This window comes from Stackebrandtia nassauensis DSM 44728 (assembly GCF_000024545.1).
GTDB classification, from domain to species: Bacteria; Actinomycetota; Actinomycetes; order Mycobacteriales; family Micromonosporaceae; genus Stackebrandtia; species Stackebrandtia nassauensis.
In genome coordinates, this window is sequence record NC_013947.1 from 2,318,821 (window position 1) to 2,336,730 (window position 17,910).

Sequence of the window (17,910 nt, forward strand, 5' to 3'; positions counted from 1 at the left end):
CGGTTCCTGTCACCATTCGAGGACGGTGCCGTCGACGGGGACGTCGGCTCCGGAGTGCCGCACCCGGCGGTACTCGGCCGAGTTCTTGTCCAGCACCGGGTTGGTGTTGTTGAGGTGAGTGTAGATCCAGTGCGAGCCGCGGTGCGCCCGCGCCCGCACCAGGCTGCCGTCCTCGCCGTCGATGGGCAGATGCCCCATCGCGGCCTGTTTGGCCGTGTCGACGCCCGAGGGCGCCATCTCGGCGGGGGAGTAGAAGGTTCCGTCCACAATGACGCAACCGGCGCTGTCCAGCCAGGTGTCGAAGCCGGGCGGCCACTGCGACAGGCAGGGCGCGTACACCAGGACACCGCCGGATTCGGCGTCGATGAACCGGTACGCCACCACCCAGTCGCCCTCGGCGAAGCTGCCGACCGCGTACTTGGGCCGCTTGCGTCCCAGCCCGAAGGTCTCCACGGTGAAGCCGCAGATGGTCGACTCCAGTTCCCGCCACTCCCACGCGTTGTACCGGTGGATCACGTCCTGGATCGGGAAGTCGTTCTGCAGCGCCGACAGCACCGTCGCCGGGGCCCACACCTTCAGACCGGCGTGTTCGCGCAGGGTCAGCAGCCCGAGCGTGTGGTCGAGTTCGCCGTCGGTCAGCAGTACCCCCTCGATGGGGGTCTCGCGGCGGCCCGGCCCGGGAGCCAGCGCCTTGGTGCGGGTGATCTGGTAGCGCAGGTCGGGAGAGGCGTTGACGAGCAGCCAGCGCTCGCCGTCGGTGCTGATGGCCAGTCCGTCCTGGGTGCGCGAGGGCACCCGCGGATCGCCCGAGCGGCACTTCACACACTGTGGACAGGCACAGTTCCATTGCGGGAATCCGCCACCGGCGGCGGTGCCCAGCAGGATCGCTTTCACGGCGCGGCCTTTCGCATCACGAACGCCGGTGCGACGGCGTCGGCTTCCAGTATCGCGTCAATGAGATGGCGGTCGGGGGACAGCCCGCACACCGGGTCGGTGCTGGTGGCGTCGCCGGTGAACAGGAACGCCTGGCAGCGGCAGCCGCCGAAGTCGATCTCGCGCCGGTCGCAACTGCGGCACGGCTCGCGCATCCACTCCTGTCCCCGGAAGGCGTTGAACGAGTCCGAGCGGTACCAGATGTCGGCCAGGGCGGTGGTGGTGACGTTGTCCATCCTCAGGTCGGTGATGGCGGTGGCGGCCGGGCACGGCAGCACGTCCCCGTCGGGCGCCACCGTGAACTGCCGCGAACCCCAGCCGTACATGCACGGCTTGGGACGGTCGGCGTAGTAGTCGGCCAGCACGTAGATGAGGTCCAGCCGCTCCGACAGCCGCTCGCTGGCCTCACGGACCACCAGCGCCGCCGCGTCCAGCTGGGCCCGGCTGGGCAGCAGGGCGTCGCGGTTGCGCAGCGCCCAGCCGTAGTACTGGGTGTTGGCCAGTTCCAGCCGCTGGGCACCCAGTTCCTCGGCGAAGTCGATGATCGCGCCGATCCGGTCGATGTTCCCCCGGTGCAGCACCACGTTGACGGTCAGCGGCAACCCGGCGGCGTTGACCAGGCGAGCGGCGGTGATCTTGTGCGCGTGCGCCCGGGTCCCGGCCAGCAGGTTCGCCGATTCCGGTTCGGCGTCCTGTACCGACAGCTGGACGTGGTTGAGCCCTCGTCCCGCCAGGTCGGACAGTCGTTCCTCGGTCAGGCCCAGCCCGCTGGTGACCAGGTTGACATATTGACCCAACCCGGAGGCGTGCGCGACCAGCTCGGGCAGATCCTTGCGCGCCAACGGTTCCCCGCCGGAGAAGTGCACCTGCAACACGCCGAGCTCCCGCGCCTGGTCCAGTACCGAGATCCACTGCTTCGTGGACAGTTCACTGTCGCGGCCCAACAGCTCCAAGGGATTGGAACAGTATGGACAGTGCAGCGGGCAGCGGTGCGTCAGTTCGGCCAACATCCCGAGCGGAGGGGCTGCGGCCCTCCCTGACGCTTCGCCTGGCGGCGTTGTCGTCGTCGGCCGTGCAGACCCGGCACGGCCTTCCTCCTCCGCCTTGCCATGCTCGGTCAGGAAGCGCCTCGCTGGGCCGGCTATATCCACTCCACGATCCTCCTGTCGGCGAACCGGTCGATGACGGCGGTGACCTCGCTGTCGCACACCCCGGCGAAGCGGTCGCGCAGCGCCTGGGTGATCTCGGAGACCGACGAGGCGCCGTCGCACAGCCGCAGGATCTCCACCGCGGTCTCGTTGGGCACGATGACGCCCTCGGGGAACAGCACCACGTGGCAGTCGCGGACCGGGTCGAAACTCAGCATCACGCCGTTGCGCAGTCGCGGTCGAGTGTGCTCGGACCTCATGGCCGCGCCCCCGCGGCGATGGCGTCCAGCATGGACCACAGCACGTCGCACTTGAACGACAGCGCCGACACCGCGGCGCGCTGCTGCTCGCGGGTGAGGCTGTGGCGCACCACGATGTCCAGGGCGGTCGCGCCCTCGTCGGACACCGCGCCGATGCGGTTGCTGAAGTACTCCAGGTCGGCGGGCCGGATCCACGGATAGGCCGCCAGCATGTCGTCGACGCGGCGGCGCATCAGGTGCCCGGAGAACATCTCGGTCAGCCCCGAGGCCACCGCCTCCAGCCAGGGCCGGTTCCGGGCGAAGTTCAGGTACGCGTCCACCGCGAACCGCACCCCCGGCAGCAGGTGCCGCAGGTCGACGACCTCGCCGCGGTCCAGCCCGATCGCCTCGCACAGCCGCAGCCACCGGTCGGCGCCGCCCTCGTCGCCGGGACGGCCGTCGTGGTAGACGATCCGGTCGACCCACAGCCGCCGCACCTCGCGGTCGGGACAGTTCGCGATGATCGCGGCGTCCTTCTGCGGCAGTATCGACTGGTAGTACCAGCGGTTGGCGGCCCACAGCCGCAACTCGTCCTTCGAGAGCTCCCCGCTGTGAAGTCTTATGTGGAACGGGTGGCTTCCCCAGTAACGATTGGACAGTCCGCGCAGCTCGGCGGTGAACTCGTCGGCGTCCAACGTGTCCCCGTGCATGTGGCACCTCCTGAAAGGCAACGGACCGCGTGCGTGCGGTCCGCTGCCGAACGTGAAATCAGTCTTCCTCGCGACCCGCGTAGGAGGTGACTTCCATGGGGGTTTCGTACTCCACAAAGTCCGGAGTGGTCCAGACTTCCAGCTGTGGGCTCTCTTCGGTCATGCCGGACTCCTAGGATGTCCACAGTGCTTGGAACGGCGCCGATAGCTCGCCGAACGCGTTGACACGGTCACCCTAGCGATGTGTGGCGACGCGAGTCAACATCAACGACCCGCTGACCTCGATACCGGAAAGTGACGCGGCGTTGGTTGGAACAACACCACGACAAGTCGTAATGTGGAGGGGCGCGGCATTCACAGACACGAGGCGACGGACGAGCATGACTTACGACCCTAAAAACCCGCACTACGACCCGTACACCGCTCCGCCGGTGTACGACAACCAGCCGGTGACCGGCGGGGGCTACCCCGACGGCGGCTACCCCGACTCGCCCCAGCAGCAGGGCGGCTACGACCAGTACGCCTACCAGCAGCAGCCTCCCGGCCCCGCCTACAACGCGGCCGGATACTCCCCGCCCCCGATGCAGATGTACCAGGCGCCGGAGAACGGCTCCGGCACCGCCGCCCTCGTTCTGGGAATCCTCGGCCTGGTCGGCTGCGGACTGTGCGCCATCCCGGCCGTCATCTGCGGCCACATGGGAATGAAGAAGGCCGACCAGGGACTCGCCGACAACCGCGGCCAGGCGCAGGCGGGCCTGATCATGGGCTACATCGGGGTGGCGTTCCTCGTGCTCGCGTTGTTGTACGTTGTCTTCATGCTCGTGATGTTCGGCGCGTTGGCGTCGTCGTCGACGACTTCGTACTGACGTCCGCGCCAAATCCGGTCGCGGCCCCATTACGGCGGCGACTAGGATCTCTGCCCATGGCAAGAGTGCTCACGCCTCAGAATGAGGATTTTCCCCGCTGGTACCAGGACATCGTCGCCAAGGCCGAACTGGCCGAGAACGGCCCGGTCAAGGGACAGCAGGTCATCCGACCGACGGGATTCGCGCTGTGGGAGCGCATGGTCGCCGAGATGGACGACCGCATCAAGGAGACCGGCGCCGAGAACGCCTCGTTCCCGCTGCTGATCCCGCAGAGCTACCTGTCCAAAGAGGCGCAGCACGTCGAGGGGTTCGCCCCCGAATGCTGGACCGTCACCCACGCCGGTGGCAAGGAACTCGAAGAACCCGTCGTCGTGCGTCCCACCTCCGAGACCGTCATCGGCGAGTCCATGTCCCGCTGGGTCAAGTCCTATCGCGACCTTCCGCTGCTGCTCAACCAGTGGTGCAACGTGATGCGCTACGAGATGCGCACCCGGCTGTTCCTGCGCTCCTCGGAGTTCCTGTGGCAGGAGGGCCACACCGCACACGCCACCTTCGAGGACGCCGCCGCCTACAATCGACGGATCCTGCACGAGGTCTACCAGGACTTCATGGAGAACGTCGTCGCGCTGCCGGTGTTCACCGGACTCAAGACCGCCGCCGAGCGCTTCGCCGGCGCCATCAACACCTTCACGTGTGAGGCGATGATGCGCGACGGCAAGGCGCTGCAGGCCGGGACCGCCCACGAACTGGGCCAGAACTTCGCCAAGGCCTTCGACATCCAGTACCTGGGCTCCGACGGCAAACAGCACCACGCCTGGACCACCTCGTGGGGCGTGTCCACCCGGATGGTCGGCGCCCTCATCATGGGCCACGGCGACGACTCCGGCCTGCGGGTGCCGCCCCGGCTGGCGCCGGTGCAGGCCTACGTCATGACCGTCAAGGACGGCGAGGGCGTCAGCGAGGCCGCCGCCAAGACCCACGCCGCGCTGCGAGCCGCCGGGGTGCGCTCCAAACTGAACGACCGCTCCGACGTCGCCTTCGGCCGCCGCGCCGTCGACGCCGAACTCAAGGGCTACCCGGTGCGGCTGGAGATCGGTCCCCGCGACGTCGCCGAGGGCAAGGCGATGCTGGTGCGCCGTATCGCCGGAACCAAGACCCAGGTGTCGCTGGACGGCGTCACCGAGGCCGTTGCCGACGCGCTGGCCGCCGACCAGGACGCGCTGTACGCCGAGGCGCTGAAGTTCCGCGAAGATCACACCTCCGACGTCACCACGCTCGACGAGGCCATCGAGGCGTCCGCCACCGGCTTCGCCCGGCTGCCGTGGGACGCCTGCGGCACCGAGGGCGAGACCAGGGCCGCCGCCAGCGCGGTCACCGTCCGCTGCCTGCAACGCGCCGACGGCAGTGTCCCCGACTCCGAGGACGAAGCCGGTCTGGTGGCGCTGCTCGGCCGGTCCTACTAACCGTCGATGAAGTGCCGAAACCCGTCCGTTAAGATTGGTCTTTGGTAATTGCCTCGCGCGGGCGGCGCCCTCTCAACGACGCTTTCGCGAAGGTGGTCCTTCGTATGGCCCAAGTCATAACCCCACGTGACAACCGGTCATGCACCCGTGCTAGCAAGCCAACAGGAGCTATTCAACAGTGGCAGTAAAGATCCGTTTGCTGCGGATGGGCAAGATCCGTCAGCCGCAGTACCGCATTGTCGTCGCCGACTCGCGCACCAAGCGCGATGGCCGTGCGATCGAATACGTGGGGATTTACCACCCCAAGGAGGAGCCCTCGCGCATCGAGGTCAAATCCGACCGGGTGCAGTACTGGCTGGGTGTGGGTGCCCAGCCCTCCGACCCGGTCCGGGCGATCCTGTCGAAGACGGGCGACTGGCAGAAGTTCAAGGGCCTGCCGGCTCCGGAACCGCTGAAGGTCGCCGCCCCGAAGCGCGACAAGAACGCGCTGTACGAGGCCGAGGCCAAGTCGATCGAGGTCGAGGAGACCAAGACCGAGACGCCGAAGAAGAAGTCCGGCGCCAAGAAGACCGAGACGGCCAAGTCGTCGAAGTCGGAAGCCAAGACCGAGACCAAGGCCGCCGAGGCCAAGGACGACAAGGTCGCGGAAGCCGAGACCACTACCGAGACCGCCAAGGAGTCCTGACGTGCTGCGGCCCGCACTGGAACATCTCGTCAAAGGCATCGTGACCCACCCCGACGATGTGCGCATCCGCATGATGAACGAACGCCGCGGCAAGCGGCTCGAGGTCCGGGTCAACCCCGAAGACCTCGGCACCGTCATCGGCCGCGGTGGCCGCACCGTCAAGGCCCTGCGCCAGGTGGTCGGTTCCATCGGCGGGCGCGGCATTCGCGTCGAGGTCCTCGACCACTAGATGAAGCTGGTGGTTGGGCGTATCGTCCGGTCTCACGGGGTCCGAGGCGACCTGATCGTCGAGGTCCGGACGGACGAACCCGAACAACGTTTCGCGGGCGGGTCGGTGTTGCACACCGACCCGCCCCGCTTTGGCCCCGTCACCGTGGAACGGGTGCGCTGGTACCAGGAGCGGCTGCTGTTGACCCTCGAGGGGGTCGCCGACCGGGACGCCGCCGAGGCGATGCGCGGCGTCGCGCTCACCGTGGACAGTGAGGACGTCGAGGTGCCCGAGGACCCGGACGAGTTCCGCGACCTCGACCTCGTCGGGCTGTCCGTTGTGGAGGAATCCGGCGCCGAGATCGGCACCGTCGTGCGGGTCGAGCACGCTCCCGCCCACGACCTGCTGGTCGTCGACCGTCCCGGCGCCAACCAGGCGCTGATCCCGTTCATCCAGGCCATGGTGCCCACCGTCGACGTGGCGGGCGGCCGGATCGTCGTGACCCTGCCCGAGGGTCTGCTGGACCTGTGAGCCGATGAAGATCGACGTCATCACGGTTTTCCCCGAATACCTGGCGCCGCTGGACCTGTCGCTGATCGGGCGGGCCCGCCGCGACGGGATCGTCTCGCTGGACGTCCACGACCTGCGCCGCTGGACCCACGACATCCACCGCACCGTCGACGACACCCCCGCCGGTGGCGGCGCGGGCATGATCATGCGCCCCGAACCCTGGGGCGAGGCCCTCGACGCACTGGTGCCCGGCCCCGAGGTGCCGCACCTGCTGGTGCCGTCCCCGGCGGGCGTCCCGTTCACCCAGGCCCAGGCGGTCCGGCTGGCCGCCGAACCGTGGCTGGCCTTCGCGTGCGGCCGCTACGAGGGCATCGACCAGCGGGTGCTGGACGCCGCCTCCGACCGGATGCCGGTCACCGAGGTCTCGCTGGGCGACTACGTGCTGTTCGGCGGCGAGGTGGCCGTGCTGGCGATCGTGGAGGCCGTCACCCGGCTGATCCCGGGCGTGCTGGGCAACGCCGCGTCGCTGGCCGAGGAATCCCACAACGACGGCCTGCTGGAGGCCCCCAGCTACACCAAACCCGCCAGCTGGGACGGCCGCGACGTCCCCGAGGTGCTGATGTCGGGGCATCACGCCCGCATCCAGCGGTGGCGACGCGACCAGGCGCTGTTGCGCACGGCACAACGACGTCCGGATCTGTTGGCGGCACTACCGAAGGAAGCCCTGGACCGGGCCGACCGGCGCTGCTTGGAGGGGGCCGGGTTCGCCATCGATGAGGGCGATGTGGCAGAGTAGTGAGGTTGCCGCGCGCGGGCACCTCATACAGCTGCCGTGATGCGCCAAGACCCACATGAACGACCGTCGCACACCGACGTGGTGTGCGCTTGAAGCTGCGAGGACTGACCGCAATGAACACGCTGGACGCTTTGGACGCCGTTTCCGTACGGGCGGACATCCCGGATTTCCGGGCCGGTGACACGATCAAAGTTCACGTCCGGGTTGTCGAGGGCAGCCGTTCGCGTATCCAGATCTTCCAGGGCGTCGTCATCCGTCGCCAGGGCTCGGGTCTGCGCGAGACCTTCACCGTCCGCAAGATGAGCTCCGGCATCGGCATCGAGCGGACCTTCCCGGTCAACAGCCCCGTGATCGACAAGATCGAGGTCGCCACCCGCGGTGACGTCCGCCGGGCGAAGCTGTACTACCTGCGCGAGCTGCGCGGCAAGGCCGCCAAGATCAAGGAAAAGCGCGACTAAGGCCGCCCGGGCGAGCAACTCGCCCGCAGGCTCCCTACCCGTACTGTCGATGCGCGCACTGTCCATTCGAGCGGTGCGCGTGTCGGCATCGGAACGCTAGGCTCTTCGAATGAGCGATACCGGCCGAATCTCCGGGCGCGCGTCCGTGCCCGTGTCGGTACCCGACTCCAAGACACCCGCCACCGTCACCCGATCGCGGGTGCGGCGGGTGTATTCGCATCGGCGTCGGCACCTGCCGCTGTGGGTCGAGCTGCCGCTGTTGCTGCTGGTCGCGTTCTGCGCCGCGGTACTGCTGCGCACCTTCGTGGTGCAGTCCTTCGACATCCCGTCCGGTTCGATGGAGAACACCCTCCAGATCGGCGACCGGGTGCTGGTCAACAAACTCGTGTACAACCTGCGGGAGCCGCAGCGCGGCGAGGTCGTCGTGTTCAAGGGCACCGAACGCTGGGCCTCGGAGCTGGACCAGAAACCCTCCGATGGCTTCCTGGCCGAGGCCGGACGGGCGGTGGGCAACCTGGTCGGCATCGCCTCCCCCAACGAGAAGGACCTCATCAAGCGCATCATCGGCATCCCGGGGGACAAGGTGAAGTGCTGCGACGCCAAGGGCCGCGTCACCGTCAACGGGGTGCCGCTCAACGAGTCCGACTACGTCTTCGAGAATCCGCCGGTGGCGAAGTACAACGCCGACTGCCAGGCCCGCGAGTTCCCGTCCCTGACCGTCCCCGAAGGTCACGTCTTCGTGATGGGGGACCATCGCGGCAACTCCAAGGACTCCCGCTGCCAGGGGTTCGTGCCGATCGAGAACTTCATCGGCCGGGCCGTCAACGTGGTGTGGCCCAAGTCGAGTTGGAGCGCGTTGCGCATCCCCGACACCTTCGCCAAGGTCCCCGAACCCGACGGCGACCCGCCGCAGGCCAGCACCACCGGCGGGGGCGGCGACGGTTCGGAAGTGCTGCCGCTGCTGCCGATGGCGCTGCTGTTGCGCCCGCGCGAGTCCCTCGTGGATGTGGTCACGAGACCATAACTGTGCGTACACTGCTTGCGTGATTGACGATGACTCGTCGACCCGCGCAGGCGCCGACGAACCCGAGGAGGACAAGAAGGGTTCGTTCTGGCGCGAGCTTCCCGTCCTGCTGGCCATCGCCGTGGTGGTGGCGCTGGTGGTGCGCACCTTCGCGTTGCAGTCGTTCTGGATCCCGTCCGGTTCGATGGAGAACACCCTGCAACGTGGCGACCGGGTGCTGGTCAACAAGCTGATCTACGACTTCCGGGAACCCGAACGCGGCGAGGTCATCGTGTTCAAGGCCCCGCAGTCGTGGCGCGGCGAGCCCGGCGACGAGGACTTCATCAAACGCGTCATCGCCGTGGGCGGTGACACCGTGTCCTATGACGCCGGTGACGGGCAGATCGCCGTCAACGGGGAGCCGCTCGACGAATCGTCCTATATCTACACCGACCCCACGACCGGTGAACAGGACCTGGCCAGCAAGGACGGCTACGAGTTCAGCGTGACCGTCCCCAAGGGCCGGTTGTGGGTGATGGGCGACCACCGCGGCTCCTCCGGGGATTCGCGCGAGAACTACATCCGCGGCGGCGAGGACGTCCAGCGCGCCACCATCCCGGTCGACTCGGTGGTGGGCAAGGCGTTCCTGCTGATGTGGCCGGTGGCGCACTGGAAATGGCTGTCGGTGCCCGACACCTACAGCGGCATCCCGCCGCCGAAGGCCAGCGAATTATCGGGGTCCTGCCAGGCTGGCCGCGTGAGGCACCCACGTAAGCTCTTTGCGTGATCGACGATGAGGAACGTGTGCCACCGGGGGCGGTGGCCGACGACGCCGAGGACAACGACAAGAAGCCGGCGTCGAAGACCAAGAAGAAGGGCTCGTTCTGGCGCGAGCTTCCGGTTCTGCTCGTCGTGGCGGTCGTGGTGGCACTGCTGGTGCGCACCTTCGTGTTGCAGTCGTTCTGGATCCCGTCGGGTTCCATGGAGAACACCCTGCAACTCAACGACTACGTCCTGGCGAACAAGCTGATCTACGATTTCCGGGATCCGGAACGCGGCGAGATCGTCGTGTTCAAGGCACCGCAGTCCTGGCAGGGGGCCCCGGGGGAAGAGGACTTCATCAAGCGGGTCATCGCGGTCGGGGGCGACACGGTGTCCTACAGCAAGAAGGACAAGCACATCCGCGTCAACGGCGAACCGCTCGACGAGGAGTCGTACCTGTACACCAACCCGGAGACCGGCAAGCAGCAGTCACCGAGCCTGGAGGACCAGGAGTTCAAGGTCAAGGTCCCCGAGGGCAGGTTGTGGGTCATGGGGGACCACCGCTGGGCCTCCGGCGACTCGCGGGAACGGTGGGAACGCACCGAGGACGAGATGGAGTCGACCATTGCGGTCGACTCGGTCATCGGTAAGGCGTTCGTGCTGATCTGGCCGGTCAACCGCTGGGACGGCCTGACCATCCCCGACACCTTCGACGGAGTACCCGAACCCAAGTGACACCCCGATGCGACCCGCGCTGAGCCCCCCACCCGCCCGCCTGAGACGCCGGGACGGGGACATGTACGTCCTGGAGAACGCGCTGCGCCGCCGGGGCTTCACGCTGGTCGCGGGAGCCGACGAGGCGGGGCGGGGAGCGTGCGCGGGCCCGCTGGTGGTGGCCGCGGCGATCCTGCCGGACGGCGCCCGGGGCCAGATAGCGGGACTCACCGATTCCAAGCTGTTGACCGAACGAGCCCGCGAGGACATCTACGCTCAGGTCGTGGACCGGGCCGTCGCGCACGCGATCGTCGTGATCTCCCCGGCCGAGGTGGACCGCCTCGGCGTGGGAGCCAGCAACCTGTCGGGAATGCGCCGGGCCCTGGCCCGGCTCGACCCGATGCCGGCCTACGCGTTGACCGACGGCTTCCCGGTCCCGGGTCTGCCGGTGCCCGGACTGGGCGTGTGGAAGGGGGACAGGGTGGCGGCCTGCGTCGCGGCGGCCAGCGTGTTGGCCAAGGTCACCAGGGACCGGATCATGACCGAACTGGAACAAAACCATCCCGGTTACGGTTTCGCCGAGCACAAGGGATACGGCACCGCGGCGCACACCCACGCGCTGCGGACGCTGGGGCCTTGCCCGCAGCACCGGCTCTCCTATGCGAATGTGGTGGAGGCCGTGAGCGGGAACCCGCGTGTCGCCCAGGCGGCGAATTGAGCACGCGATGATGGACAATTGTGCACGTGGCGGCGGAGGAGGATGACGTTGAGCGCTGAAGATCTCGAAAAGTACGAAACGGAGATGGAGCTTCAGCTCTACCGGGAGTACCGCGACATAGTGCGTCAGTTCTCCTATGTGGTGGAAACCGAGCGGCGGTTCTACCTGACGAACCACGTCGAGATGCACGTGCGCAACACCGACGGTGAGACCTTCTTCGAAGTCGAGATGTCCGACGCCTGGGTGTGGGACATGTACCGCCCGGCCAGGTTCGTCAAGAACGTCCGGGTCATGACCTTTAAGGACGTCAATGTGGAGGAACTCGACAAGCCCGACATCGAGCTGCCCACCGAGGGTGGCTTCGGCAACTGAGCCACCGCCCCGCCCGACCACCTGACTACGCATCCGCGTCACCCGCCAGCCGATAGCGGTCGCGCTCGTACGCCACCAGGCCGCGCATGGCCAGCTCGGGGAGCCGCCGCCGGGCCTCGACGACCGTCACGCCTGCCTGGGCCGCGATGTGTTCGGCGGAGGCGGCCCGCCGGGCCGGGACGGCGTCCACCAACCTGGCCGCCAGCGGATCCAGCGTGTCGCGCACCGCGTCGGGCGAGCACAGCGGCGGGGCCAGGTCCGCGCCGATCCGCCCCAGGTCCTCGATGACCTCCGCGGCCCGTGTGACCACGCGGACCTCGCCGGGTCCCCGGGCCAGCTGGTGCACCCCGGCCGAGTACTCCGAGGTCACCGGCCCCGGCACGATCATCAACGGCCGCTCCAGTTCCAGCGCCCGCCGCGCCGTGTGCCGGGCCCCCGAACGCAACGCCGCCTCCACCACGACCGTGCCGCGCGTCAGGGCCGCGATCACGCGATTGCGAACCAAAAACCGATACCGCTGCGGAATCGCGCCCGGGGGCCACTCGCTGACCAGCAGCCCGGTCTCGGCGATCCGCTCGAACAGCCCGGCGTTCGCGGCCGGATAGGGCCGGTCCACCCCGCAGGCCAGCACCGCGACGGTGACCCCGTCGGCCGACAGCGCCCCCTTGTGGGCCGCCGCGTCGATCCCGTAGGCGCCGCCCGACACCACCGTCCACTGTTTGCGCCCCAGGTCGTAGGCCAGCCGTGTGGCGATGTTGCGTCCGTACGGGGTGCAGCAGCGTGCCCCCACGATCGACACCGAACTCGCCGCCACCTCGGCCAGGTCCCGCGGACCCCGCAGCCACAGACACAACGGCGGCTTCGTGTTCGGATCCGCCTCGTCGAACAGTTCGGCGAGGTCATCGACGCCTTCGGGCCACTCCGCGTCGTAGCGGGTGACGATCCGCGCCCCGCACGCGTCCCCGGCGGCCACGAGCCCGGCTACCAGCCCCTCGACGTCCCGGCCCTGAGCCCGGGCGGCCACCATCTGGTGCAGCGGCGACGCGTCCGGCTCGGCCAGCAGCCTCGCCAGTACCGAGGCTGGACCGTCGGCGGCCAGCAGCTCGGCCAGTGCCGCGTTACCTGGTTCACAAAGGACGGACAGTGCGATGAGCGCCGTCCGGTCGTCCGTCACGGACATGATCGCCACCTTTCGTTCACGACGGCGGCAGCCAGCCGACCCGCAGGCCAGCCGCTTCCGCGATGTCACCGCTGTCGGGTCGGTCGCGACCGGCCAGATCGGCCAGGGTCCACGCCATCCGCAGCGTCCGGTCATAGCCCCGGCCGGTCAGCTGACCGGTCTCGACGAGCCAGTCGGCGGTCTTGGTCACCGAGGTGGGCAACCGCCACGGCTTGGCACGCAACCGTGGCCCCGGCACCTCGCTGTTGGTCCGCCACTCCTGCTCCGCGTCCGACCAGCGCTCCCGCGCCGCCCGCCGGGCCTCGGCCACCCGCGCGGCGATGACCTCGGACGACTCCGGTACCGCGTCGGCCGACAGCATCGCCGACATCGGCACCGGGGCCACCTCGATCCGGATGTCGACGCGATCCATCAACGGACCCGACAGCCGCGACAGGTAGCGGTGCCGCCGGGGAGCCGGACAGGTGCACGACTCGGTGCTGCTGGCGGCACACGGACACGGGTTCGCGGCCAGCACCAACTGAATCCGCGCCGGGAACCGGGCACTGGAACGGGCCCGCGAGATGAGGATCTCGCCGCGCTCCAGCGGCTGCCGCAACGCGTCCAACACGTCCCGGCGGGCCTCGGGACACTCGTCCAGGAACAGCACCCCGTTGTGGGCCATCGAGATGGCCCCGGGCCGCAGCGGGGTGCCGCCTCCCACCATCGCGGGCATTGTCACCGAGTGGTGCGGCGCCGAGTACGGCGGCCGCCGCAACAGCCGGGGATGGGTGCCCTTCAGCGTCCCCGCGATCGAGTGCAGCGCCGTAGTCTCCAGAGCGGCGGCCTCGTCCAGGGGCGGAAGGATCGACGGCAGCCGCTCGGCCAACATCGTCTTACCGGCACCCGGCGGGCCCAGCAGGAACAGGTGATGGCCACCGGCCGCCGCCACCTCCAGCCCCCGCCGGGCTGTCTCCTGCCCGACCACGTCGGCCATGTCGGGAAGCTCGGCCGCCGGTTCCTCGGGCACGACCGGAGCGGTGGCCGACAGCGACTCCTCACCCCGCAGGAAGGCCACCACTTCGGACAGATGGTTCGCGCCCAGACACTTCAGTCGCGAGACCAGACTCGCCTCGGCCAGGTTCCGCAGCGGCACGATCGCGGTGTCCGCCCCCGCCCGCTCCGCGGCCAACAGGCACGGCAGCACACCCCGCACCGGCTGCAACTGCCCGTCGAGCCCCAGCTCGCCGAGCAGCACGGTGCCCTCCAGCCGGTCCCGCGGCACCGTGTACCCGGCGGCGAGGATGGCCGCGGCGATCGCCAGATCACACACCGACCCGGACTTGCGCACCGAGGCCGGAAGCAGATTGACGACGGTGTACGTGTCCGGCCACTCCAGGCCCGAATTGGTGAACGCCGAGAATATCCGCACTTTGGACTGTTCCAGGGCGATGTCGGGCAGCCCGGTGACCACCAGCGCGGGCCGCCCCTTCGCTATGTGGGCCTCGACCGTCACCGGATGTCCCTGAAACCCGGTGAGGCACACGGTCTGACTGCGGCTGTAAGCCATCACAGGACTCCTCGCCGATGATCGATCGTCGCTGTCCCGTCGCCGCCCAGGACGACACCGACCACATCGAACCGCCGCCGCCACCGGCCACCGCGCCGCCAGGCCAGCACCGCCACAACCGTCCCCACCAACGCGACCCCACCCCGCAGCCAACCCGCTCCCGCTCCCAGCCCCGCAGCTGGTTCTGCCCGCGAGCTTGGGCGCGAGCGTTGCGGTGAGCCATCGCCGCGCCCGCCGCCGGCCGGGTCGTTGCCGTGCCGTCCGCGCTCGGGGCTGCCGCCGCGGCGCCCGCCATTCGGGGCGCGGCGGCGGGGCGGCAGGCCCAGCCACTCGGCCCACGGCGGTTTGTCGCGGTATCGGCGGTGCCAGCTGGCCGCCAGCCGTCGGATGCGCAGCGCCTTGGCCTCGTCGATGGCCTGCATCGGGGTGCCGAACCGTAGTGAGCGGCGGGTCTTGACCTCGCAGAACACGGTCACGCCGCGCTCGATGGCGATGATGTCGAGTTCGCCGTGTTCGCAGCGCCAGTTGCGCTGTAGGACGCGCATGCCGTCGCGGCGCAGGTGGGCCACGGCCAGGTTCTCGCCGAAGCAGCCCAGCCGCAGGTGTCGTCGGTCGTGGGGCATATGGACCTCCTAAGTGAACTGGATTTCCGCCTCCGGCCGGGTGGGGCCCTAGACTTGGGGCATGGCCCGGTCAGAAACGGAAGCCGCGGACGCCGATGACTCGCAGTACGAGGCACTTCCCGCGTCCTTTAAGGAAGTGCTCGGGCAGTTCGTTCACCATCTGACTCATGAGTGCGGACGGTCGGCGCACACCGTGCGCGGCTACCGGGCCGATGTGACCTCGCTGTTGGTGCACCTCGCCGCCACCGGGACCACCCGGCTGGCCGGTGTGGACATCGCCGGGTTGCGGTCGTGGCTGGCCAACCGGCGGGCCCAGGGCATCGCCCGGGCCTCGCTGGCCCGCAAGGTCTCGGCGGTGCGCGCCTTCACCGCGTGGGCCCACCGGCAGGGACACCTCGACGCCGACGCCGGAGCCCGGTTGTCGGGGCCGTCGGTGCCGCACAACCCGCCGGAGATCCTGCGCACCGACCAGGCCGAGACGCTGGCCGCCGCCACCGCCTCCGACGGATCGGCCACCGGGTTGCGGGACCGGGCCGTCGTCGAGTTGCTGTACGCCACCGGTATCCGGGTCAGTGAGCTGTGTGGCCTGGACGTGGCGTCGGTGGACCGTTCCCGCAACGTGCTGCGGGTCTTCGGCAAGGGCGCGAAGGAACGTACCGTCCCCTTCGGAATCCCGGCGGCGCGCGCGGTGGACGACTACCTCCAGCGGGCCCGGCCCGAACTGGCCGCCGACCACAGTGGCGACGCGCTGCTGCTGGGGGTGCGCGGTGGGCGGCTGCATCCCTCGACGGTGCGGCGGGTGCTGCGGGACTGGCTGTCCAGGACCGGTATGCCATCACTCACACCCCATGGACTTCGCCACAGCGCGGCGACACACTTGCTCGATGGTGGCGCCGACCTGCGCAGTGTCCAGGAACTCCTTGGCCACGCGTCGATCGACAGCACCCAGATCTACACCCACGTGAGCGCCGAGCGGCTGCGCGGTGCCTATCGCCAAGCGCACCCCCGCGCCTGATCCCCTGGAAGGCTGACGATGCCACAGTCGACACCGCCGGAGCCGTTCCCCGCCGCTCGGGCGCTCTTCACCCTCGACCCGGACCTGACCCACCTCAACCACGGTTCGCTGGGCGCGGTGCCGCTGCCGGTGCGCCGGGCTCACACCCGCATCACCGACGAACTCGAGGCCGACCCGCGCGGGTTCTTCAAGACCCGGGTGGAACGGGTCACCGCCACCCGCAACCGGCTGGCCGAGTTCGTCGGCGCCGACCCGCGGCGCACCGCGCTGGTCACCAACATCGTCACCGGTGTCTCGCAGGTGTTGCAGGCACTCGAACTCAAGGCCGGGGACGAGATCGTCACCACCGACCACGGCTACGGCGCGGTCGGTTACAACGTCGACGCCTACGGCCGTCACACCGGCGTGGTCCACAAGGTCGCCGCCGTGCCGCTGACGCCCACCGCCGACGAACTCGTCACCGCGATCGTGGACCAGCTCAGCCCACGGACCCGGCTGGTGATCTGCGACCACATCACCTCGGCCACCGCCCGGCTGTTCCCGGTGGCGAAGCTGGCCGCCGCGCTGCGCGAACACGACGTCCCGCTGCTGGTCGACGCCGCCCACGTGCCCGGCCACGTCGACGCCGACATCGACGGCATCGGTGCCGACTTCTGGATCGGCAACCTGCACAAGTGGAGCTTCGCGCCCCGTGGCACCGCGCTGCTCAGCGTCGCCGAGCACTGGGTGGGCCGGATGCGGCCGCTGATGGAGTCCTGGCAGCACGAAGCCGGGTTCCCGGTGGCCACCGAGTACAACGGCACCGACGACTTCACCGGGTGGCTCGCGGCTCCGGCCGGGGTCGCGCTGCTGACCGAACTGGGCATGGAACGGGTGCGGCGGCACAACAGTCAGCTCGCCCACTACGGACAGACGGTGCTGGCGCAGGCGCTGGGAACCACCGTCCCCGACGACGAACCCAGCCCGATGGCGATGCGGCTGGTGCCGCTGCCCGACGGCGTCGGCACCACCGACGCCGCCTCCGACGCGATCGAGGAGGCCGTCCGCGACGAACTGCGCACCGAACTGACCGTCAACACCTTCGGCGGTCAGGGCGTCATGCGCGTCGCGGCCCAGATCTACAACACTCCCGCCGACTACGAAACCCTCGCCGAGCGACTGCCCGGGCTGCTCAAACGACTGAGCGCCTGAGACCTCACGACCCGGTCGCGGCAGCAGCCGCACCCGGTGCCGCTCGAAACCCGACAGCGGATCGAGATACTCCTCGCCCCGCTTGAGCCCCCAGTGCAGGCAGGTCTCGTCACCACACGGTCGATGACCGGGGACCAGCCTGCCGATGCGCTGACCCCGCCGCACCCGGTCGCCCTCGGCGACCGCGGGCAGCACCGGTTCATAGGTCGTGCGCAGCCGTCCGTGGTCCACCGCCACCACGCCCCGGTCGACCACCCGGCCCGCCAGCCCCACCGTGCCGTTCGCGGCGGCCAGCACCGGCTGACCGTGGCCACCGGCCAGGTCCACACCCCGGTGCCCCGCCAGCCACTTCTCGGCGGGCGGGCGGAAGGTGTTCACGACGCGGGCCGGGCGCAGCGGCCAGCCGAACCCGCCGTCCACAACCGCTGGCGGGTCCGGATCCGCGCCGTCGGAGGCCGGATCGGCGGCGACCCGGGCGAGCGGCGAAAGAACGGAGACGAGGACAAGGCCCAGCAGGGCGGCCCACAGGCGTTGCGAGGTCATGGCGCCATGGTCCGGGGCCTGGAGCGGGTATCGCGAAAAGTCGATGGCCGCCCTGTGGATGAAATCGACGCTGTGGACAAAATCCGGGACCGCCACCGGCCGACGTCACGCCGGGCACACGCGTGATGCGGCCGTTCAGCTGACCTCGGGTCGACTGGCGGTACCGGGCCAGCCTCGCGTACCGTGCCCGGGGGTCAGGAGTGAACCGGCTTCCCAAAGGAGTT

At 69.3% G+C, this 17,910-nt stretch carries 20 protein-coding genes and 3 pseudogenes; 14 read left to right on the forward strand and 9 right to left on the reverse strand.

Translation table 11 applies throughout. The annotated features are described in order from the left end of the window. Positions 1-9 precede the first annotated feature (9 nt). The 5 genes and pseudogenes from pqqB to pqqA form a co-directional block, all read right to left on the reverse strand. Positions 10-894: a pyrroloquinoline quinone biosynthesis protein PqqB gene (pqqB, locus tag SNAS_RS10720; protein ID WP_013017437.1), complete on the reverse strand. Its 885-nt coding sequence runs from the start codon at positions 892-894 to the stop codon at positions 10-12. Then, a pseudogene (pqqE, locus tag SNAS_RS10725) lies at positions 891-1,955 on the reverse strand (pyrroloquinoline quinone biosynthesis protein PqqE); the annotation flags it as partial. The gene pqqB and the pseudogene pqqE, both read right to left, overlap by 4 nt. 119 nt (positions 1,956-2,074) lie before the next feature. Continuing rightward, positions 2,075-2,341, reverse strand: coding sequence for a pyrroloquinoline quinone biosynthesis peptide chaperone PqqD (gene pqqD / locus SNAS_RS36195; RefSeq protein ID WP_013017439.1), 267 nt, complete (start codon positions 2,339-2,341; stop codon positions 2,075-2,077). Continuing rightward, positions 2,338-3,030 carry a pyrroloquinoline-quinone synthase PqqC gene (pqqC, locus tag SNAS_RS10735; protein ID WP_013017440.1) on the reverse strand — a complete coding sequence of 231 codons (693 nt, stop codon included), beginning with the start codon at positions 3,028-3,030 and terminating at the stop codon, positions 2,338-2,340. The genes pqqD and pqqC overlap by 4 nt, the downstream gene beginning before the upstream one ends. A gap of 58 nt (positions 3,031-3,088) precedes the next feature. After that, entirely contained in the window at positions 3,089-3,193 is a 105-nt protein-coding gene (gene pqqA, locus SNAS_RS10740; protein ID WP_013017441.1) for a pyrroloquinoline quinone precursor peptide PqqA, read from the reverse strand. A 217-nt stretch (positions 3,194-3,410) separates the two neighbouring features. Between pqqA and SNAS_RS36200 the strand changes: the two genes are divergently transcribed. The 12 genes and pseudogenes from SNAS_RS36200 to SNAS_RS10800 all read left to right on the forward strand — a co-directional run bounded on the left by SNAS_RS36200 (position 3,411) and on the right by SNAS_RS10800 (position 11,585). Further along, complete coding sequence (locus SNAS_RS36200; protein WP_013017442.1) at positions 3,411-3,896, forward strand: DUF4190 domain-containing protein; 486 nt, start codon at positions 3,411-3,413, stop codon at positions 3,894-3,896. 56 nt (positions 3,897-3,952) lie between these two features. Beyond that, entirely contained in the window at positions 3,953-5,359 is a 1,407-nt protein-coding gene (gene proS, locus SNAS_RS10750) for a proline--tRNA ligase (protein WP_013017443.1), read from the forward strand. A 178-nt stretch (positions 5,360-5,537) separates the two neighbouring features. Beyond that, positions 5,538-6,044 carry a 30S ribosomal protein S16 gene (gene rpsP, locus SNAS_RS10755; RefSeq protein WP_013017444.1) on the forward strand — a complete coding sequence of 169 codons (507 nt, stop codon included), beginning with the start codon at positions 5,538-5,540 and terminating at the stop codon, positions 6,042-6,044. A 1-nt stretch (position 6,045) separates the two neighbouring features. Next, positions 6,046-6,273 (forward strand): RNA-binding protein, encoded by a 228-nt coding sequence (locus tag SNAS_RS10760; protein ID WP_013017445.1) that lies wholly within the window; start codon positions 6,046-6,048, stop codon positions 6,271-6,273. Next, positions 6,274-6,783, forward strand: a complete 510-nt coding sequence (gene rimM, locus SNAS_RS10765; protein ID WP_013017446.1) for a ribosome maturation factor RimM — start codon at positions 6,274-6,276, stop codon at positions 6,781-6,783. A 4-nt stretch (positions 6,784-6,787) separates the two neighbouring features. Next, the gene (trmD, locus tag SNAS_RS10770) at positions 6,788-7,558 is read left to right on the forward strand and encodes a tRNA (guanosine(37)-N1)-methyltransferase TrmD (RefSeq protein WP_013017447.1); all 771 of its coding nucleotides are present in this window, start codon (positions 6,788-6,790) and stop codon (positions 7,556-7,558) included. 113 nt (positions 7,559-7,671) lie between these two features. Beyond that, on the forward strand, positions 7,672-8,016 hold the full coding sequence (gene rplS, locus SNAS_RS10775) for a 50S ribosomal protein L19 (protein ID WP_013017448.1): 345 nt from the start codon (positions 7,672-7,674) through the stop codon (positions 8,014-8,016). Positions 8,017-8,125: 109 nt separating this feature from the next. Then, a complete protein-coding gene (lepB, locus tag SNAS_RS10780) occupies positions 8,126-9,040 on the forward strand; it encodes a signal peptidase I (RefSeq protein ID WP_013017449.1) in 915 nt (304 codons plus the stop codon). After that, positions 9,021-9,806: a signal peptidase I gene (gene lepB, locus SNAS_RS10785; RefSeq protein WP_013017450.1), complete on the forward strand. Its 786-nt coding sequence runs from the start codon at positions 9,021-9,023 to the stop codon at positions 9,804-9,806. The genes lepB (SNAS_RS10780) and lepB (SNAS_RS10785) overlap by 20 nt, the downstream gene beginning before the upstream one ends. 32 nt (positions 9,807-9,838) lie before the next feature. Then, a complete protein-coding gene (lepB, locus tag SNAS_RS10790) occupies positions 9,839-10,516 on the forward strand; it encodes a signal peptidase I (RefSeq protein ID WP_052305257.1) in 678 nt (225 codons plus the stop codon). 7 nt (positions 10,517-10,523) lie between these two features. Continuing rightward, positions 10,524-11,183, forward strand: a pseudogene (locus SNAS_RS10795) (ribonuclease HII); the annotation flags it as partial. A gap of 78 nt (positions 11,184-11,261) precedes the next feature. Continuing rightward, positions 11,262-11,585, forward strand: a complete 324-nt coding sequence (locus SNAS_RS10800; protein WP_041625913.1) for a DUF2469 domain-containing protein — start codon at positions 11,262-11,264, stop codon at positions 11,583-11,585. Positions 11,586-11,610: 25 nt separating this feature from the next. On the opposite strand, the gene dprA is transcribed toward SNAS_RS10800, so the two are convergent. Genes dprA through SNAS_RS32660 form a run of 3 tightly spaced genes read right to left on the reverse strand, consistent with a single transcriptional unit; the run spans position 11,611 to position 14,937 of the window. Then, the gene (dprA, locus tag SNAS_RS10805) at positions 11,611-12,765 is read right to left on the reverse strand and encodes a DNA-processing protein DprA (RefSeq protein ID WP_013017454.1); all 1,155 of its coding nucleotides are present in this window, start codon (positions 12,763-12,765) and stop codon (positions 11,611-11,613) included. A 16-nt stretch (positions 12,766-12,781) separates the two neighbouring features. Then, entirely contained in the window at positions 12,782-14,314 is a 1,533-nt protein-coding gene (locus SNAS_RS10810; RefSeq protein WP_013017455.1) for a YifB family Mg chelatase-like AAA ATPase, read from the reverse strand. Continuing rightward, complete coding sequence (locus tag SNAS_RS32660; RefSeq protein WP_013017456.1) at positions 14,314-14,937, reverse strand: YraN family protein; 624 nt, start codon at positions 14,935-14,937, stop codon at positions 14,314-14,316. The genes SNAS_RS10810 and SNAS_RS32660 overlap by 1 nt, the downstream gene beginning before the upstream one ends. A 61-nt stretch (positions 14,938-14,998) precedes the next feature. Between SNAS_RS32660 and SNAS_RS10820 the strand changes: the two genes are divergently transcribed. After that, entirely contained in the window at positions 14,999-15,952 is a 954-nt protein-coding gene (locus SNAS_RS10820; RefSeq protein ID WP_013017457.1) for a tyrosine recombinase XerC, read from the forward strand. An 18-nt stretch (positions 15,953-15,970) separates the two neighbouring features. Continuing rightward, complete coding sequence (locus SNAS_RS10825) at positions 15,971-17,143, forward strand: aminotransferase class V-fold PLP-dependent enzyme (RefSeq protein ID WP_013017458.1); 1,173 nt, start codon at positions 15,971-15,973, stop codon at positions 17,141-17,143. A 117-nt stretch (positions 17,144-17,260) separates the two neighbouring features. Here the strand turns inward: SNAS_RS10825 and SNAS_RS37565 are convergent. Further along, positions 17,261-17,686, reverse strand: a pseudogene (locus SNAS_RS37565) (M23 family metallopeptidase); the annotation flags it as partial. Between the last annotated feature and the right edge of the window lie 224 nt (positions 17,687-17,910).

Excerpts from the sequence above, each read along its gene's own strand:
- pqqD (WP_013017439.1), bottom strand. The coding sequence starts at position 2,341 with ATGAGGTCCGAGCACACTCGACCGCGACTGCGCAACGGCGTGATGCTG.
- pqqC (WP_013017440.1), bottom strand. The coding sequence starts at position 3,030 with ATGCACGGGGACACGTTGGACGCCGACGAGTTCACCGCCGAGCTGCGC.
- pqqA (WP_013017441.1), bottom strand. The coding sequence starts at position 3,193 with ATGACCGAAGAGAGCCCACAGCTGGAAGTCTGGACCACTCCGGACTTT.
- SNAS_RS36200 (WP_013017442.1), top strand. The coding sequence starts at position 3,411 with ATGACTTACGACCCTAAAAACCCGCACTACGACCCGTACACCGCTCCG.
- proS (WP_013017443.1), top strand. The coding sequence starts at position 3,953 with ATGGCAAGAGTGCTCACGCCTCAGAATGAGGATTTTCCCCGCTGGTAC.
- rimM (WP_013017446.1), top strand. The coding sequence starts at position 6,274 with ATGAAGCTGGTGGTTGGGCGTATCGTCCGGTCTCACGGGGTCCGAGGC.
- trmD (WP_013017447.1), top strand. The coding sequence starts at position 6,788 with ATGAAGATCGACGTCATCACGGTTTTCCCCGAATACCTGGCGCCGCTG.
- rplS (WP_013017448.1), top strand. The coding sequence starts at position 7,672 with ATGAACACGCTGGACGCTTTGGACGCCGTTTCCGTACGGGCGGACATC.
- lepB (WP_013017449.1), top strand. The coding sequence starts at position 8,126 with ATGAGCGATACCGGCCGAATCTCCGGGCGCGCGTCCGTGCCCGTGTCG.
- lepB (WP_013017450.1), top strand. The coding sequence starts at position 9,021 with ATGTGGTCACGAGACCATAACTGTGCGTACACTGCTTGCGTGATTGAC.
- dprA (WP_013017454.1), bottom strand. The coding sequence starts at position 12,765 with ATGTCCGTGACGGACGACCGGACGGCGCTCATCGCACTGTCCGTCCTT.
- SNAS_RS10810 (WP_013017455.1), bottom strand. The coding sequence starts at position 14,314 with ATGGCTTACAGCCGCAGTCAGACCGTGTGCCTCACCGGGTTTCAGGGA.
- SNAS_RS32660 (WP_013017456.1), bottom strand. The coding sequence starts at position 14,937 with ATGCCCCACGACCGACGACACCTGCGGCTGGGCTGCTTCGGCGAGAAC.
- SNAS_RS10820 (WP_013017457.1), top strand. The coding sequence starts at position 14,999 with ATGGCCCGGTCAGAAACGGAAGCCGCGGACGCCGATGACTCGCAGTAC.
- SNAS_RS10825 (WP_013017458.1), top strand. The coding sequence starts at position 15,971 with ATGCCACAGTCGACACCGCCGGAGCCGTTCCCCGCCGCTCGGGCGCTC.